The organism is Paenibacillus sp. NPDC058177, assembly GCF_042883835.1.
Lineage (GTDB): Bacteria > Bacillota > Bacilli > Paenibacillales > Paenibacillaceae > Paenibacillus_AQ > Paenibacillus_AQ agri.
The window spans coordinates 330,478-345,546 of sequence record NZ_JBHVVB010000006.1 but is presented as its reverse complement, the minus strand read 5'-3'; the positions used below and the strand labels follow the sequence as shown (position 1 = coordinate 345,546).

The window sequence follows — 15,069 nt, the reverse complement described above, 5'->3', positions numbered from 1 at the left end:
TAGACTATTAGAAGTGAACTAACCCGATACAGAAACGGGAGAAGGAGGTCAGCATGCCTATTATAGAGGTGAAACAGCTAACCAAAGTATTCGGTCATGATGCGGGCCGTGCGCTTCCATTATTGGAACAAGGGTGGTCCAAAGAGAAGATCGCTCAGGAAGTCAAGCTGACTGTCGGTGTCAATAAGGCCGAATTCAGTATTGAAGAAGGAGAAATATTCGTCATTATGGGGTTGTCAGGCAGTGGTAAATCAACCCTGGTTCGTCTGTTGAACCGTTTGATTGAGCCTACTGGGGGGCAAGTTCTTTTTAAAGGGAACGATGTAGTTGGGATGAACCCCGAGCAGCTCCGGCAGTTCCGGCGCAAGAATATCGGTATGGTATTCCAGAAATTTGCGTTGTTCCCGCACCGGACGGTGCTGGCGAATGCGGAATATGGCCTTGAAGTGCAGGGCGTGGAGAAAAAGAAAAGAACCGAGCTCGCTATGCAGGCCCTGGAACTCGTCGGTCTGAAAGGCTGGGAGCATCATCGCCCGGATCAGCTCAGCGGCGGGATGCAGCAACGGGTTGGTTTGGCCCGCGGGCTGGCCAATGATCCAGACATTCTGCTTATGGACGAGGCGTTCAGCGCTCTTGATCCACTGATCCGCAAGGATATGCAGCAGGAACTGCTGGAGCTTCAGGCGAGAGTGAAGAAGACGATTGTGTTCATCACGCATGATCTGGATGAGGCACTGCGGATTGGTGACCGGATCGCGCTGATGAAGGATGGCGTCATTGTGCAGATTGGTACGCCAGAAGAGATTCTGATTCAGCCTGCCAATAAATACGTGGAACGTTTTGTAGAGGATGTGGATCTGTCCAAGGTACTGACCGCTGCGCATGTGATGCGCCAGCCAGAGATGGTCAGACCTGAGCGCGGTCCCCGCGTGGCGCTGCAATTAATGCGCGATAGTGGCGTGTCCAGTCTATATGTTGCAGATAAAGAGATGAAGCTCCAAGGTGTCGTAACGGCCGAAGATGCGGCCCAAGCGATCAAAGAGAATAAAACGATACTTGAAGTGCTGCGGCGGGAAATCCCCCGTGTGCACCCCGATACTTTGCTCAATGATTTGTTCGAGCTGATGTCGGAGACACATTTGCCGGTAGCTGTAGTGGATGAATCCGATCGACTCAAGGGAATTGTCATTAAAGGTGCCGTTCTTTCAGCGCTTGCCGGCAACGCAGTTCCGGAAGGAGAGCACGTGTAATGAACATTCCTAAGATACCACTGGGCCAAGGTGTTGAATGGCTCGAAAAATGGCTAACGACATATTTCGGTCCCGTGTTTGATGTAATACATGCAGTAATCGGCGGCATGGTGAAGGGAATCGAGAATATTCTCACGTTCCTGCCAGCGCTTGTTCTTATTGTGATTATTGCTGCACTGGCCTACTGGATTGGCAAATGGAGAATGGCACTTTTTGCGGTCATCGGCCTGCTGCTGATCGATAACCTCGGTTTATGGGGACCTTCGATGCAGTCACTGGCGCTTGTTCTGGCCGCTTCTATTCTGGCGGTGCTGATAGGCGTTCCCATCGGTATTCTATGTGCGCAGAGCAATGCGGTGAAGAATACAATTACACCTATTCTGGACTTTATGCAGACGATGCCGGCCTTTGTGTATCTTCTGCCTGCGGTATCCTTTTTCTCGCTGGGTGTAGTCCCAGGTGTAATTGCTTCGATTATCTTTGCCATCCCGCCAACGATTCGCCTGACGAATCTCGGGATCCGGCAAGTCTCGCCTGAACTGGTGGAGGCGGCGGATGCCTTTGGATCGACACCGTCACAGAAGCTGTTCAAGCTGCAATTACCGATCGCGTTGCCGACGATTATGGCGGGGATTAACCAAACGATCATGCTATCTCTGTCGATGGTTGTAATCTCATCGATGATCGGTGCGCAGGGTGTTGGGGCACTGGTCTACCGTGCGGTATCGCAGGCGAAGACCGGAGCGGGCTTTGAAGCAGGGATCGCCATCGTGGTGATTGCCATTCTGCTCGACCGCCTCACTCAGAACGCATTGAAACCAAAACAAAGATAGGAGTGTTTCCTTATAATGAAGAAAAAAAGCTTAGGATTGATGCTGACAGCCTTATTAGTAGCGGTTCTCGCCGGATGTTCGGCAGAGAGCAATGATAAGGTAAAGCTGGCTTATGTCGCCTGGGATTCGGAAATTGCCAGTACAAATGTAGTTAAAGAAGTGCTGGAAGCGAAGCTCGGGGTTAATGTAGAAATGTTGCAAGTGGATGCCGGACCGATGTGGGCCGGAGTGGCAGACGGCAGTGCCGATGCCATGGTTGCTGCCTGGCTGCCAGGTACGCATGCTTCCTATCTTGAAAAATACGGGAATGATATCGAGGACCTTGGCGTAAACTTGAATGGAACAAAGGTTGGGCTTGCCGTTCCAGCCTACATGAACATCCAATCGATTGAGGATTTGAAGAGTGCCGAGACCGGTGCCGAACTGGATCATAAGATTATCGGTATTGAGCCGGGTGCAGGAATCATGACCACTACGGAAAAAGCGATTGAGTCCTACGGACTTGGTGATTATACGCTGGTGGAGAGCTCTTCTGCCGCTATGGCGCAGGAACTGCAAAAAGCTTATAACAACAACAAACCTATCGTCGTGACTGGCTGGACACCGCACTGGATGTTTGCCAATATGGATCTCCGGTATTTGGAGGATCCGAAGAATGTGTATGGTGGAGATGAACAAATCCATACCATGGTCCGCAAAGGCTTGAAGGATGATATGCCGAAGGTCTACAAGTTCCTCGATCAATTCGAGTGGACACCGGAGGATATGGCTGAGGTTATGGTTCAGATTCAGGGCGGCAAGTCTCCTGAAGAGGCGGCCAAGGCTTGGGTAGAGAGTAACCCCGATAAAGTAGCAACCTGGACAGCAGGGATCGAATAACTGTTTTTGCAGTTATTTTGAAGATGTGCTATGATAAAAGTCAATAGATACAATTTTGTAACCTTTGTAGAATGACTGTTCCTGACATGTAATCTATATATCACGTTATATTCAATAAACACCCCGTAAAGGGGTGTTTTTCTTGGAATGTGTTTTGAAGTAACAGCTTTTTCAAGGGAATTGATCGTATTTAAGGATGCAGCCTGTAAGGAGTCAAGAGAGGAGAACACTCCATTGACAGAGATAATAAATTCATGGATAGATTGGCTGCTGCAAACCCTTGGCCTGACTGGGCCTTACGTTTTGCTTGTTACGGTTCCTCTGACGCTGCTGCAAAGTCTGTTCGGTTTTTTCCCTCTTGCCATTCTGATTGTACTGCATGTGTCGGTATTTGATGTGATTGGCGGGATGCTGATCAGCTGGCTGGCCTGCAATCTGGGTGGAATCCTGGTGTATTTTCTGTGCCGGCGGTACCTGTTTGATTGGTTTGACCGCAAATGGAGAAAGAAACTGAAACGTTACGATAAATGGCAGCGCAATATGGATCGTTACGGCATCTGGACCCTTGTGCTGCTGCGCACCATTCCCATTATTCCAAGTAATATCATCAATCTGATGTCGGCGGTCTCGCCGCTTTCTACGGCCTCATTCATCTGGGGAACAGTGCTCGGTAACCTATCCTATATCTGGCTGTTCGGGACGCTGAGTTCAACGCTGATTGTGCCCAAGGAAGAGTGGGGCGTCTACTTGACCTGGTATTCGGTGTTCATGGTCGTTCTGATCGCTGTTTTTGTCAGAAGGCATTGGGATCATCTGCAGGAAGATAAGCGAAGCCGTATGGGCTGAGAACGATTAGAGTACGATCAGAGGATTGGCTTATGTCAAAATCAAGAAGAACGTTATCCCGCAGGTCTAGCGGGTGACGTTCTTCTTTTTTGTCCCGCTCCCGAATATCTTATACTAAGCGGCGGCTTGACCGCCGGGCCAGGCGGGAGGGATAAACGCAATGGGCAGAAATAAAAAATGGGGGAGCCGGCGGATCCGAGTGCCTGACTTCGGCCGCTTGCGGTTGCCCAAAATCAGCTGGGACGGTATTCCGCGTCCGAACGGAAGAAGAGCGGCCTTTAAGGCGCGACCCAGCAAAACGACGACCATCCGGCCGCAGTCTGCACGGTTTGAGGCCAAGCGGAGCAGGCGTCCTGCAAAATTATTCAGCCGTGGGGAACGGCAGCCATCCTCCAGTGCAGGCAACCGGAGAAAGTCAGGTAGCAGGCGAAAATTATGGTTGATCCTCTCGTTGTTGCTGCTGCTCGGATTATTCCAGAGCATCCGGTATGTGGAGCAGCATTTGAAGCCCCCCATCGTGCATCTGGCGCAGATTCGCGTCAAGCAGATCGCTACAGAATCCATCAACAAGGCCATTACTTCCCAGGTAGCCAGCGGAGGTAATGCCGAAGAGTTGATTGACTGGAAGACAGACAAGAACGGCAAAATATCGGGATTTATGCTGAATTACGCCGAACATATGAGAATTACCTCGCAAGCAGCAACTGTCATTCAGTCCACCTTGCAGGAATTGCATAACAAACGTGAGCGTATCCCGCTAGGTCAGGCGCTGGGCAGCCCACTGATTGCCTCCTTCGGTCCGGATATTCCCATTACGATTGAACCGCAGGGCGCAGTCAAAGTAGAACTGGCTACACGTCAGAAAAATGCCGGAATCAACATGATTCTGGTAGAGGTTTATATCCATATCGTGACCGAGGTGGCCGTTGTCATTCCGTTTGACATGCAGCCACAGGTGGTGGATACAGAGATTCCTGTGTCATATTTGATGGTCGTAGGAGATGTACCGATGTATTACTATGACAATCAAGGTCAGCCTGTCTTGCAGAACGGCAGCAGTGCACCTGGCATTGCTATTCCTGCGCCGCAAATTGGCGGGGAGAAGGAAGATGCTGGCGTTCAGGGGAACGAGAATAGCGGCAGTGTGAATACCGGTCCCCCTGTTCCTACAGCCATTCCGGAGATCAGCGGGAGTAGCAGTGCGCCAGTTAATAACAATAGCGGTGTGAGCAGCGGTACAATAAATTCGCATTGATGCAGAAACGAACTATGGTATATTCCGTTTCACATTCTTCTTAACAGTGAAAAAGAGGGGCGCCTCCCCAACTAAAAGCATTTTTGTACCTTATTTTTCGTTAATTTAGGTAAATGAGGGAAATAAGTGCATTTTTGTACCTTATTTTTCGGAAAAACACGATGAACTCGATGTTCTGGAAGATTTAAGGTACAATATTGCACTTAATATGCAGTAACCCTTACCTAAAGAGAATTTAAGGTACGAAAATGCCGTTAATTACATTGCGATATAGATAGTGCGCTATTGCGGACGGATAGTCATTAGCACGCTGAACATAGAAAAGCCACAGACCGCCGATTCGGCGGTCTGTTTGACGTGGTGCATAGAAAATAAAGGGAAAACACAAGCTATCATCATATTGACCAAATCACCAAAGGAAAAGAGGGAGCGTTATGGATAGCTGCTTGTTCATCCACGGCTTCACAGGAGGCGAGCATGAGATTGCGCCGTTGTCCAGCTATATGGAGCAGCATCATTACCGGTCCCGGACATTCACATTGAAGGGACATGGGGGAACAAGAGCGGATTTGCTTAAGACGAGCCGGCATGACTGGCAGCAAAGCGCTGAAGAGGAGCTAAACATGCTGCTGGCGAGCAATAAGCGAGTGCATCTGATTGGTTTTTCTACTGGAGCGCTGATCGCTTCCCATCTGTCAGTACGCTATAAGGAACGGATTCGTTCGCTGACGCTGCTGTCGACGCCTGTGTTTCCGCTGAATCTTGTGGAAATGATCAAGACGCTGGGCGACCCTGCCATGCTCAAGCAATACATCAGCAAAATTCGCTCCACACCGCCGAAAGCCACGAGAGAGTTTCAGCGACTGGTTCGCGAGAGCTTCGAGATCTATCCGCATATTGAGACGCCGACCTTGATTGTGCAGGGCAAAAGGGATCATTTGGTCAAAAGCAGAAGCGCCAGTTATCTACACAATACGATCCCCTCGACCCGCAAGCAAATGCTTATCGCTGGTAAGAGTGGACATATGCTCTGCCATGACGATGATAAGCATGAAACGATGCGTGAGGTACTGCAGTTTATTCAAAGCACGGGTACCGAAAGATAAATTCACACCGTATTAAAATCCGGTGTCTTATTTATTTTTATTTCGACGTGCTCTGTACTCCTGGTTTTCCCATTGTTTAAGTAATGGATAAGGATCAAACGCCCATTCGGTAATCCCTCTGTCTTTGTAAATGCCAAAATGCAAATGTGGAGGGAATTTCCCCTGTGTGCCTGGACTGCCATAGCCCGAGCTGCCGACCCAGCCAATCGTCTGGCCAGGTTGTACGATATCTCCCTGCGCGAGCTTCTTGTCATACCCCGTCAGATGAGCGTAGTAATGGTAGCGGTTATCGATATCGCGTATCCCGATCCGCCAGCCGCCGTAGCGGTTCCAGCCCTTTGTCTCCACAATACCGTAGCAAGTGCTGCGTACAGGCGTACCGTGCGGAGTGAACAGGTCGGTACCTTCATGAATACGTGCTCCGCCCCAGCTGCGTCCCGTCCCCCAAGTGCTGCGATAGGCATACGTATTTCCCAGGGGCAGTGGAAAAGCGTTCCCGGACAGGTCCAGCCGTCCGAAATGCTCGTACAGTTTGGCGAATTGGTTAATTCGCTGCGATGCCCGGCCATTATGATAATACTCCCAAATTGCGATACTGAAATCGCTGGAGGATTGTCCATAATGCAACAGATGGCGGGCCATGCTGTAAAGTACATCTGCATCACTGCCAGGGTCGGCCCGGCCGTCCCCTGAGCCGTCGGAGCCAAAGCCGCCGAAGAAGCTGATGGATTGTGGTGAAGTGTCCTCCTGATCAGGATTCAAAGGTCCTGACCATAGGGGAGGCGGGATGGTGATTCCGGTCAGCTTGGTGAGATGTTGGGGTGCTGTTTTGCTTTTTTTGGCGACGGTACGCTCATATTGATCAATGGCCGCAAAACGGAACCAGGGGATGCCAGTTGCTGCACTAATCTGCTCATATAGTTCTCTGCGAGCCGAGAGTAAAGCGGCTTTATCGGTGGGAATGACATCTGTTTTGGAACTCACCGATGCTTGGGGGCTTTGTGTTCCCATACTGGCCGCTTGTGCAGCGGGAAGATGAAGTCCGCTCCATAGAATGGTGGCCGCGGACATGCACCAGAATGATTTTTGCACGAGATGATTGTGAAATAGGGTCCGCATAGGACTACCTCCTTTGTCCGGGCATGGTGTTTGTCTTGGAATGAACCCACTTGCCTTAATAAAGGGCCGTTTAGTGTCGCTCTTTTTCTATAGATTGAAGCAAATGTGATCGTTTTATCCGTTATTGCCTAAAGGTACCAGACGTACCAAGAGTGCCTTTTGGGCCGCGCTTATTTCTGCCTTGGATTTTTCACAAAAACAGGCATTACCCCGGCGCACATGCTATAATATGAGGCAGCAACTTTAACGCGGCAATCGATTATTACACAGGCGAAAGTGGGGGTTATTCACTTTGACTACAAAAGGCGCTAAACAACCCAAGCCGGATTGGATTAAAATCAAGCTAACTACCGGTGATAACTACCAGGATATTAAAAGCATGATGCGTTCTAAAACTTTGCATACGGTATGTGAGGAGGCTCGTTGTCCAAACATTTATGAATGCTGGGCCAACCGGACAGCAACGTTTATGATTTTGGGTGATATCTGTACGCGGGCCTGCCGCTTTTGCGCAGTTAATACCGGTATGCCAACAGAGCTGGATTTGCAAGAGCCTGAGCGTGTGGCTGAAGCCGCAGAAAGCATGGGTCTTCGCCACTGTGTTGTGACAAGTGTAGCCAGAGATGATCTGAAGGATGGCGGTGCCCGGATTTTTGCCGAGACTGTTGCGGCGATTCGTAAGCGTCTTCCTCTATGTAGTGTGGAAGTGTTAATCCCCGACTTCCTGGGTGACCGGGATAGCCTGGAGATTGTGATGAACAGCAAGCCTGATATTCTAAATCACAATATTGAGACTGTAGAGCGGATGTCTGACCGTGTCCGGGCCAAAGCCAAGTATCGCCGCTCCCTGGAGCTGCTTAAGCGTGCCAAGGAGATGCAGCCTGAGATTCCTACCAAATCCAGCATCATGTTGGGTGTGGGGGAGGAGTGGGACGAGATTTTGCAGGCGATGGACGACCTTCGTGCCGTGGATTGTGATATTCTCACACTTGGTCAGTACCTGCAGCCTTCACCGAAGCATCTGAATGTGGAGAAATACTATCCGCCTGAGGAATTCGCCCGGTTGAAGGAAGAGGGCATGAAGCGTGGCTTCAGCCACGTTGAATCTGGCCCGTTAGTGCGCAGCTCCTACCATGCGCATGAGCAGGTCAAATCCGCCGCTAATGCCCGTGAGGAGCGTGCGGTGACTTTGGGCTAACCGTGACGAAGTCGCGAAGGCTCTAAGCTGTTAGGTATCCGTGACGAAGTCACGAAGAAGTTTTAAATCTCTTATGTTTCCCGTGACGTAGTCACGAAGAAGTTTTGAATCTTTTATGTTTCCCGTGACGCGGTCACGAAAAATGATGGAGAGCTGAAAGAGCGACAGCGATTTGAAGCTCTCCAATAAACTAAGCATAGCGAGGCGAGGCCAACGGCCAGCGGAGCGAGCGCAAGGCAGCTAAGGAGCGTTAGCGTACTTAGCTAGTCCCCCTGTGCTCCCACGCTAGCGTTGATGGAGTCATGGAGGGAATTTTGGAACTGGAGGAGCGTAGCGCTCGTCTAAAAGCTTTCTGGAGGAAAGCTAGCTTCGGAAGCAGACGCTGTGGTCCAATTTCAACCGCATAGCGGTTACAAATGAAGAAATTGGACCACAACAGCGACCGTAAGTCCAAAATTCCCGCAATGACGGCCGATCAACGCTCCCCTCTTCTAATGAAAGGCAGGCGACAAAAAGCTTGATCGTTATAGGCGGAAAAGGCTACGAGCTGATGCTGGACCACAAAGACGGATGGAATCCGGAGGCTTTTCGCGGGAGATACAGCGAAGTGCTGGAACGATACGATTACATCGTCGGCGACTGGGGTTACAGCCAATTGCGTCTGAAGGGCTTTTACCGGGACAACCATCCAAAGGTGAACCGGGATACAGCAATTTCAGGCATGGTGGATTATATTAATGAATATTGCAATTTTGGCTGCGCCTATTTTGTGCTGCAAAAATCGAAAGAACAGCCAAAAGAAGGCATGTACAAGGATATTCTGATCAAAGATCCGCAGATTCAGATTGCGGAGAATGAGCCATCAGAAGAGATGACACAAGAGCAGGCTGTGCGCCAAGCGTCAGCCCAGGAGAATACAGGCCGTGAGCATTCCGGAAGATCGAATTCCAATGCTGCTAAAGAAGCATCGGGAAGAGACAATCAGGTGAAGGATAAGCCTGTTCGGGAGCATCAAAGTAAGAATCATCGTGCTAAAGAGGGACAAGGGAAGAAACCGGGCCGCGAGCGAGATCGTGATCGTAACTCCCAAGGAAAGCGGGAAGGCCAGCCGCCAAGCGGCCAACAGAACACGCCGAACCCCCAGAACGCTCCAAAGCCTCAAAACCAGCAAAACCAACAAAACCAGCAAAACCAACAAAACCAACAAAACCAACAAAACCAACAAAACCAACAAAACCAACAAAATCCTCTAGGCTCCCAAGCTTCTCAGGACCCGCAGGGTTAAGCAGGGGTTGGCAAGGCTATGCACCTTCTAATATCATTTATGTAATCAAAAGGGACTGTTCCACTGTAGTGATTCTACAGGAGAACAGTCCCTTTAGTTTAGATAACGTTTATTTTACAGATAATTTCAATTTGTTCTGAGCAGCATTATAACTCCACGCCAGTGCAGGGAATTTCTGCTTGAAGGCGTTCAGATCAATATAGGTCTCACCATCTTTGGAGAGGGCCGCCTTGGAGGCAATGGTGAATCCGGAAGCAACACCCGCAACGTTGGTTACGACAACTTTTTTATTTTTTGCGTCCCATGCGAGTTCACCCTCCACGAGAGCGGAGAGCACGCGTGCAGAAGCATAAATAGTGTTCCCTTGCTTGATCAAGCCGACGTTGCCGGCCAAAGGCACTCCATTGATATCCAGGATATGATTATCTCCGGAGGCTTCAATCGTGGACAATCCTGCAATTTTAAGTGCGGTGATCAGCTGTGCCGTTTTACCCTGCACCTCAATCGTCGGAGTAAGTCCGATATGGTTAAAATCTTCCTTGGTAGGCGTCAAATACTTCTGTGTAGTGAGCTTAAGCATATCACCATTGGACATGGGCAGTAGGCTCTGGATTCGCGCCTTCCCGAAGGAACGTGTACCTACAACGGTAGCGATTTTGTTATCCCGTAGCGCCCCGGTTAAGGCTTCAGAAGCGCTGGCCGTATAAGCGTTTGTTAGAATGACAACTGGTACCCCTATTTTACTACCATTCGTAATGGTTACCGGAGTCAGCTTACCAGTCTGGTCTGAGGTGTACATCATGATGCCCTTGTCCATGAACATGGAAGCAATATTGTAGGCCGAATCCATATAACCGCCCACGTTATCACGAAGATCCAGCACCATCGATTTCATGCCTGCCGTACGCATTTTTTTCAATACTTGGGCAAATTCCTCGTCTGCGGTTTGGGTAAAGCCGCTCAGGCTGACATAAGCGATTTTGGGACCGATGATCTGTCCGGTAACGGCAGTCGAAGTAATCTCTCCCCGCGTCACGCGAATGGATTTAGAAACCCCGTCACGCTGAATGAGCAGGGTTACTTTGGTCCCTGGCGCTCCGCTCAGCTCATCGCCTTCAGTTTCTTCAACGGGTACGCCATCCACTTTGAGAATGACATCGCCACGTTTAAGACCGGCTTTCTCAGCAGGTGATCCTGCGATTACTTCTTCAATGTATAGCTCAGTAGTTGTATATTGCAGTTTGACCCCGATGCCTACAAATTCAAGATCAACCTGATGGGAGAAATCCGCTGCCTCATCGGCATCGAAATACTGACTGTACGGATCGCCCAGCGTGTTGACCATGCCATCGATGGCACCGCGAATCAAGGTATCCTTGTCTACACCTGAAAGATTGTAATTCTCCAAATATTGCATAACTTCGTTGATAAGATCTTCATTCGAGGCCGCCTTGACAGAATCGGCCGCTGAAGCAACCGGTGCCAGTACAAGCGTCAGGGCCAGACAGCCGCTAAGGAGAGCGGTCATAACTTTTCCGGATTTCATAAAATGCACACGCCCTTTATATAAATTTTAAAGTTGCTTGTTGGAAACCACATAGCTGGTGTCGATGGTCCAGGCTCCATTTGCCGATTTGGACAGAACGTAGATCGCCCCAGTTTGGAAGCTGGCTCTCTCGCCTGCTTCTTTTACCTTACTCTCTACATAGACAGCGGCTTCCCCGGCATTATAGTAGAAGATATTAGAGACGATCGGGGTATAAGTAAGATCATAGGAATCAAAAAACTCTTCGAAATCCCCTATAAGGAACTCGTCATTTTCTGCTCCGTTTGACGTCATTGTTGTTACAACCTTATTGGCATTTTTCTCATTCATGTACTGGAAGTATTTCGTAATATTATTCAAAATGGCAGTGGAATCGTCTTGAAGCACATTCGCGGGCTTCAGGCCTTGCTCACGGGTTAAGAGAACAGCACTATCCTGACTTTCCACCTCGGAGATTTTCCATTTTCCACCTAGTCGAACAAGGGTATATAAGTATTCGTACTTCTGATCAGGGAAGTAACTCCCGCCTAACCGGCGGTTGGTTTCTGTTGTATAGACCGTTGCCTCATCGGCTTTCAAATCAATGATTTCGACTTTGTCGATAGTATTGCTCTGATCGAATCTCTTAAATTGTTCCTTGAGGTCTGCGATCGAATCATCGCTAATGGAGTCCGGATCAACCAGGGAGAAGTATTTCTCGGCATTTTTTTCATTGTGGTACTTGTTAGCCAGCTTGATTACTTCTGTAATCGCTATGCCTTCAGCAGCGGAGTCAGTAGTTGAGGCTTGAATGTTGACCGTACGAGAGGACGGATTCCATACAGCTGTTCCGCCTGTCGCTTCAGCTATGAAACGCAAGGGTATGTATGTGGTTCCTGCCTTGGCTACAGGTGCAATGGGGAGTTTAGTAGCGGTTCCGTTAACCATGGCTACCTTGCTGCCAATTTTAAGGCTGACGGATAAGCTTTTTCCTGTACCGGTGACGGTTCCGGTCTTCGCATCCCAGAGTACCTTAAGTCCCAGTTTTTCGAAAACAACGCGGAAAGGTACCAGTATGGTGTTATTCTGCAGATATGGAGCCCCTGAGGTAAAAGGGACCTTGCTGCCATTAATGTAGACTTCAATCGGTTTCTCGGCCGCAAAAGCGGGAATGGCCATAACGAGGGCTAGTAGACTCGCGACCATAACGGTTAATAGTTTTTTCAACAGATTCTCTCCTTTAATATGGAACACTTTGTAAAATAGGCTCATTATACCATTTGAATTCTCTCTAGTCTATCGAATCATGTTAGCTGTATTCGGTAGTTTTGTCAGCATGAAAAAGCCGGAGATGCAATGATCCCCGGCCCTTGTGTTTAGTACAATTATGCGGGTCAAAACTGGGCCGTCCCGGTGTTTGACCTAAACGAGAAAAGCTTCGCGAACACGGTTCCAGAACGGGAACGGGCGGTAGCGGGCAAAGCTGATTTTTTTGGAGGATACCTGACAGCGCACGGAAATCAGATCATCGACCGGTATATTGACATGGTCCACTGTTAATAGCAGACGCTGCTCTTTGCGTGAAAAGATATCGGTGTGATGATGCTTCGGCAGCAGTAGTGGTGAACCCATCGTGCGGAACACACGGTTGTTGATGGAAGCAATTTCCGAAATCTGCAGAGCCTCAATGGTAGGGTGAACCATAGCACCGCCAAGGCTTTTATTATATGCGGTACTGCCGGAAGGTGTGGAGATACAAATTCCGTCCCCCCGGAACATCTCAAACGACACGTCATTAATGTCAATCTGGATGACTACGGTACCATCCACTCCTTTAAGGGTGAATTCATTCAGCGCAATATGGGAGGTGGACCCGGATTTCTTGTGAATTTCCAGTTCCAACAGAGGGTACTGCACAATTCTCGGCTTCTTCGGATTTCCATCTTCCGTTCCGCACATATAGTCGATCAGGGTAGGCAACTCCTGCGCCTTCCAGTCAGCATAGAAGCCGAGGTGGCCTGTATGCACGCCTACAAACGCCAGATTCGGAATGCGGTCGATAAAGGTGTGAAAAGCATGAAGCATCGTGCCATCGCCACCAATTGAGATGACAATCTCCGGGGACTCGGCATCCAGCTCCAGGTTTCGCTCCGCCGCCAGCTTGTGAAATTGCTCCGCAAGATTGATGGACAGATCATCACCGCGGTCCAGAACATAATATCTCAAGATGTACAGGCTCCTTTGTTTAATTCAGTCATACACCGATCATAATCAATCTTGATGCGGAACACAATATTTGAGGGTGTAAAAGAGCAAAGCTGATCGCAGAGCCTCAGCGATCAGCTCTTGCGGTGCAGTCGCAGCAGGGACAGCACCAGAGCCAGCAAGAGGGCTACGCTAAGGAGTAGGCCGAGAAATACAAGGCTCGCGCCGAGGCTAGAGCCGGCATTTGAAAGTGTGGCTGCAGGAGGCCAGTGGCTCCAGGCCGCCGCCAGCCGGCCGCCAGCGACGGGTTGCCATAGCAGCAAGGCGAGGCTGGCCGCGAGCACGCCATGCACCAGGCGTGCGATCATGAACGGCAGGTAGCGCAGCCCCGTGCCGTTCAGAATGCTTGCGACCTGGGCGTGGACAGACAGGCCGCCCCAGGAGAGAATGAAGGCCGCCGCTGCGATTTTGAAGTGAAGCGGCACGGCAGAGGCTGCTTCCCCGGCGGAACGGACGCCGAGGGTGACTTCGAAGAATCCGCCTACCAGGGCTTGCGCTAGCTCCGGTGAAAAGCCGATCAGGGACAGCAGGGCCCCTACAAGAGTGAAGAGTGACGACATGATGCCGGCGCGCGATAATAACTCCATCAGCACGCTGAAGAATACAACTAGGCCACCGACGACAATAATAAGTTTTAAAGAGGACTGAATGGCATCCTTCATGATTTCGCCAAGGCTTCGGCCATCCCTGCGCCGGGCTTCTGCCATCGCTGACAGCGCAGCACGAATCCTGCCAATACCTTGTCCCGTGTGGGGCTGCACAGGCACAGTGACGGAAAGATCGGGGGTGGCTGCTGCCCTCCGGCCATGAAGAGACATCAACAGCCCGACTAGCAGCCCGCCGCCATAATGAGAAATGGCCAGGATTAGGCCCAAAGACACGTCGTGAAAAAATCCGACAGAAACCGCGCCAAGCAGGAAAATAGGATCGGAAGAGGTGGTGAAAGCCACCAGCCGTTCTCCTTCTACCCGAGTAATCAAGTTCTGCTCACGTAGCTTGGCGGTTAATTTGGCGCCAACGGGGTATCCTGAGACATATCCCATAGCGGCTACGAAACCGCCGCTGCCTGGTATACGAAACAGCGGGCGCATCAGTGGATCAAGCAGAGTACCAAAGAGATGGACTACACCAAAGCCCAGCATCATCTCGGAGATGACGAAGAAAGGGAACAGCGACGGGAATAGAACATCCCACCAGATGGAGAGCCCGCGCAGTGCAGCGGTAAGGGATGATCCGGGATGTAGCAGCATCAGTACCATGCAGCCCGCCAGCCCGAAAGCCAGCAAAGGACCACCTATTCTTTTCATGATCATGATTTATGCCTCCAGGTCTATTGCTAAGAAGATATGCAAAAACAGGGACAAACAGCACAAAAAAGAAGGACAAAAGACACAAAAAAACAAGGAAAGCGGTTACAAATGTCTGTGCTTTTCGGTTGAATTTGTGATATTATAAAATTAATAAATACAACACCGCTGTACATCAGATAATTAGGGATGGAGTGATGG

13 protein-coding genes are annotated in these 15,069 nt (G+C 49.9%); 8 read left to right on the top strand and 5 right to left on the bottom strand.

Annotated elements, in window-relative coordinates; translation table 11 throughout:
• Nucleotides 1-53: 53 nt before the first annotated feature.
• From ACFVU8_RS23060 to ACFVU8_RS23035, 6 genes are all read left to right on the top strand, one after another.
• Nucleotides 54-1,250 carry a quaternary amine ABC transporter ATP-binding protein gene (locus tag ACFVU8_RS23060; protein ID WP_379467870.1) on the top strand — a complete coding sequence of 399 codons (1,197 nt, stop codon included), beginning with the start codon at nucleotides 54-56 and terminating at the stop codon, nucleotides 1,248-1,250.
• Nucleotides 1,250-2,083, top strand: coding sequence for an ABC transporter permease (locus tag ACFVU8_RS23055; protein WP_066376245.1), 834 nt, complete (start codon nucleotides 1,250-1,252; stop codon nucleotides 2,081-2,083). Before ACFVU8_RS23060 ends, ACFVU8_RS23055 begins: the two co-directional genes overlap by 1 nt.
• 15 nt (nucleotides 2,084-2,098) lie before the next feature.
• Nucleotides 2,099-2,962: a glycine betaine ABC transporter substrate-binding protein gene (locus ACFVU8_RS23050; RefSeq protein WP_387430407.1), complete on the top strand. Its 864-nt coding sequence runs from the start codon at nucleotides 2,099-2,101 to the stop codon at nucleotides 2,960-2,962.
• A 234-nt stretch (nucleotides 2,963-3,196) separates the two neighbouring features.
• Nucleotides 3,197-3,808, top strand: a complete 612-nt coding sequence (locus tag ACFVU8_RS23045; RefSeq protein WP_379467875.1) for a TVP38/TMEM64 family protein — start codon at nucleotides 3,197-3,199, stop codon at nucleotides 3,806-3,808.
• A gap of 160 nt (nucleotides 3,809-3,968) precedes the next feature.
• Complete coding sequence (gene yunB / locus ACFVU8_RS23040; RefSeq protein ID WP_387430405.1) at nucleotides 3,969-5,063, top strand: sporulation protein YunB; 1,095 nt, start codon at nucleotides 3,969-3,971, stop codon at nucleotides 5,061-5,063.
• A 434-nt stretch (nucleotides 5,064-5,497) separates the two neighbouring features.
• Complete coding sequence (locus ACFVU8_RS23035) at nucleotides 5,498-6,169, top strand: alpha/beta hydrolase (RefSeq protein WP_387430403.1); 672 nt, start codon at nucleotides 5,498-5,500, stop codon at nucleotides 6,167-6,169.
• A gap of 27 nt (nucleotides 6,170-6,196) precedes the next feature.
• On the opposite strand, the gene ACFVU8_RS23030 is transcribed toward ACFVU8_RS23035, so the two are convergent.
• Nucleotides 6,197-7,288 (bottom strand): M23 family metallopeptidase, encoded by a 1,092-nt coding sequence (locus tag ACFVU8_RS23030; protein ID WP_387430401.1) that lies wholly within the window; start codon nucleotides 7,286-7,288, stop codon nucleotides 6,197-6,199.
• A gap of 292 nt (nucleotides 7,289-7,580) precedes the next feature.
• Here ACFVU8_RS23030 and lipA point away from each other — a divergent pair, with 292 nt between their 5' ends.
• Together lipA and ACFVU8_RS23020 are read left to right on the top strand one after the other, a co-directional pair.
• Complete coding sequence (gene lipA / locus ACFVU8_RS23025) at nucleotides 7,581-8,486, top strand: lipoyl synthase (RefSeq protein ID WP_175371414.1); 906 nt, start codon at nucleotides 7,581-7,583, stop codon at nucleotides 8,484-8,486.
• A 517-nt stretch (nucleotides 8,487-9,003) separates the two neighbouring features.
• Nucleotides 9,004-9,771, top strand: coding sequence for a YutD family protein (locus tag ACFVU8_RS23020; RefSeq protein ID WP_387430399.1), 768 nt, complete (start codon nucleotides 9,004-9,006; stop codon nucleotides 9,769-9,771).
• 109 nt (nucleotides 9,772-9,880) lie between these two features.
• Here ACFVU8_RS23020 and ACFVU8_RS23015 read toward each other — a convergent pair whose 3' ends face one another.
• The 4 genes from ACFVU8_RS23015 to ylbJ all read right to left on the bottom strand — a co-directional run bounded on the left by ACFVU8_RS23015 (nucleotide 9,881) and on the right by ylbJ (nucleotide 14,874).
• A complete protein-coding gene (locus ACFVU8_RS23015) occupies nucleotides 9,881-11,317 on the bottom strand; it encodes a S41 family peptidase (RefSeq protein ID WP_379467885.1) in 1,437 nt (478 codons plus the stop codon).
• A 27-nt stretch (nucleotides 11,318-11,344) separates the two neighbouring features.
• Nucleotides 11,345-12,523, bottom strand: a complete 1,179-nt coding sequence (locus ACFVU8_RS23010; RefSeq protein ID WP_387430397.1) for a stalk domain-containing protein — start codon at nucleotides 12,521-12,523, stop codon at nucleotides 11,345-11,347.
• A gap of 195 nt (nucleotides 12,524-12,718) precedes the next feature.
• A complete protein-coding gene (locus ACFVU8_RS23005; RefSeq protein WP_379467889.1) occupies nucleotides 12,719-13,522 on the bottom strand; it encodes an NAD kinase in 804 nt (267 codons plus the stop codon).
• A gap of 113 nt (nucleotides 13,523-13,635) precedes the next feature.
• Entirely contained in the window at nucleotides 13,636-14,874 is a 1,239-nt protein-coding gene (gene ylbJ, locus ACFVU8_RS23000; protein WP_387430395.1) for a sporulation integral membrane protein YlbJ, read from the bottom strand.
• Nucleotides 14,875-15,069: the final 195 nt, after the last annotated feature.

Coding starts and splice junctions, on each gene's coding strand:
- ACFVU8_RS23060 (WP_379467870.1), top strand. CDS start 54: ATGCCTATTATAGAGGTGAAACAGCTAACCAAAGTATTCGGTCATGAT.
- ACFVU8_RS23055 (WP_066376245.1), top strand. CDS start 1,250: ATGAACATTCCTAAGATACCACTGGGCCAAGGTGTTGAATGGCTCGAA.
- ACFVU8_RS23050 (WP_387430407.1), top strand. CDS start 2,099: ATGAAGAAAAAAAGCTTAGGATTGATGCTGACAGCCTTATTAGTAGCG.
- yunB (WP_387430405.1), top strand. CDS start 3,969: ATGGGCAGAAATAAAAAATGGGGGAGCCGGCGGATCCGAGTGCCTGAC.
- ACFVU8_RS23035 (WP_387430403.1), top strand. CDS start 5,498: ATGGATAGCTGCTTGTTCATCCACGGCTTCACAGGAGGCGAGCATGAG.
- ACFVU8_RS23030 (WP_387430401.1), bottom strand. CDS start 7,288: ATGCGGACCCTATTTCACAATCATCTCGTGCAAAAATCATTCTGGTGC.
- ACFVU8_RS23015 (WP_379467885.1), bottom strand. CDS start 11,317: ATGAAATCCGGAAAAGTTATGACCGCTCTCCTTAGCGGCTGTCTGGCC.
- ylbJ (WP_387430395.1), bottom strand. CDS start 14,874: ATGATCATGAAAAGAATAGGTGGTCCTTTGCTGGCTTTCGGGCTGGCG.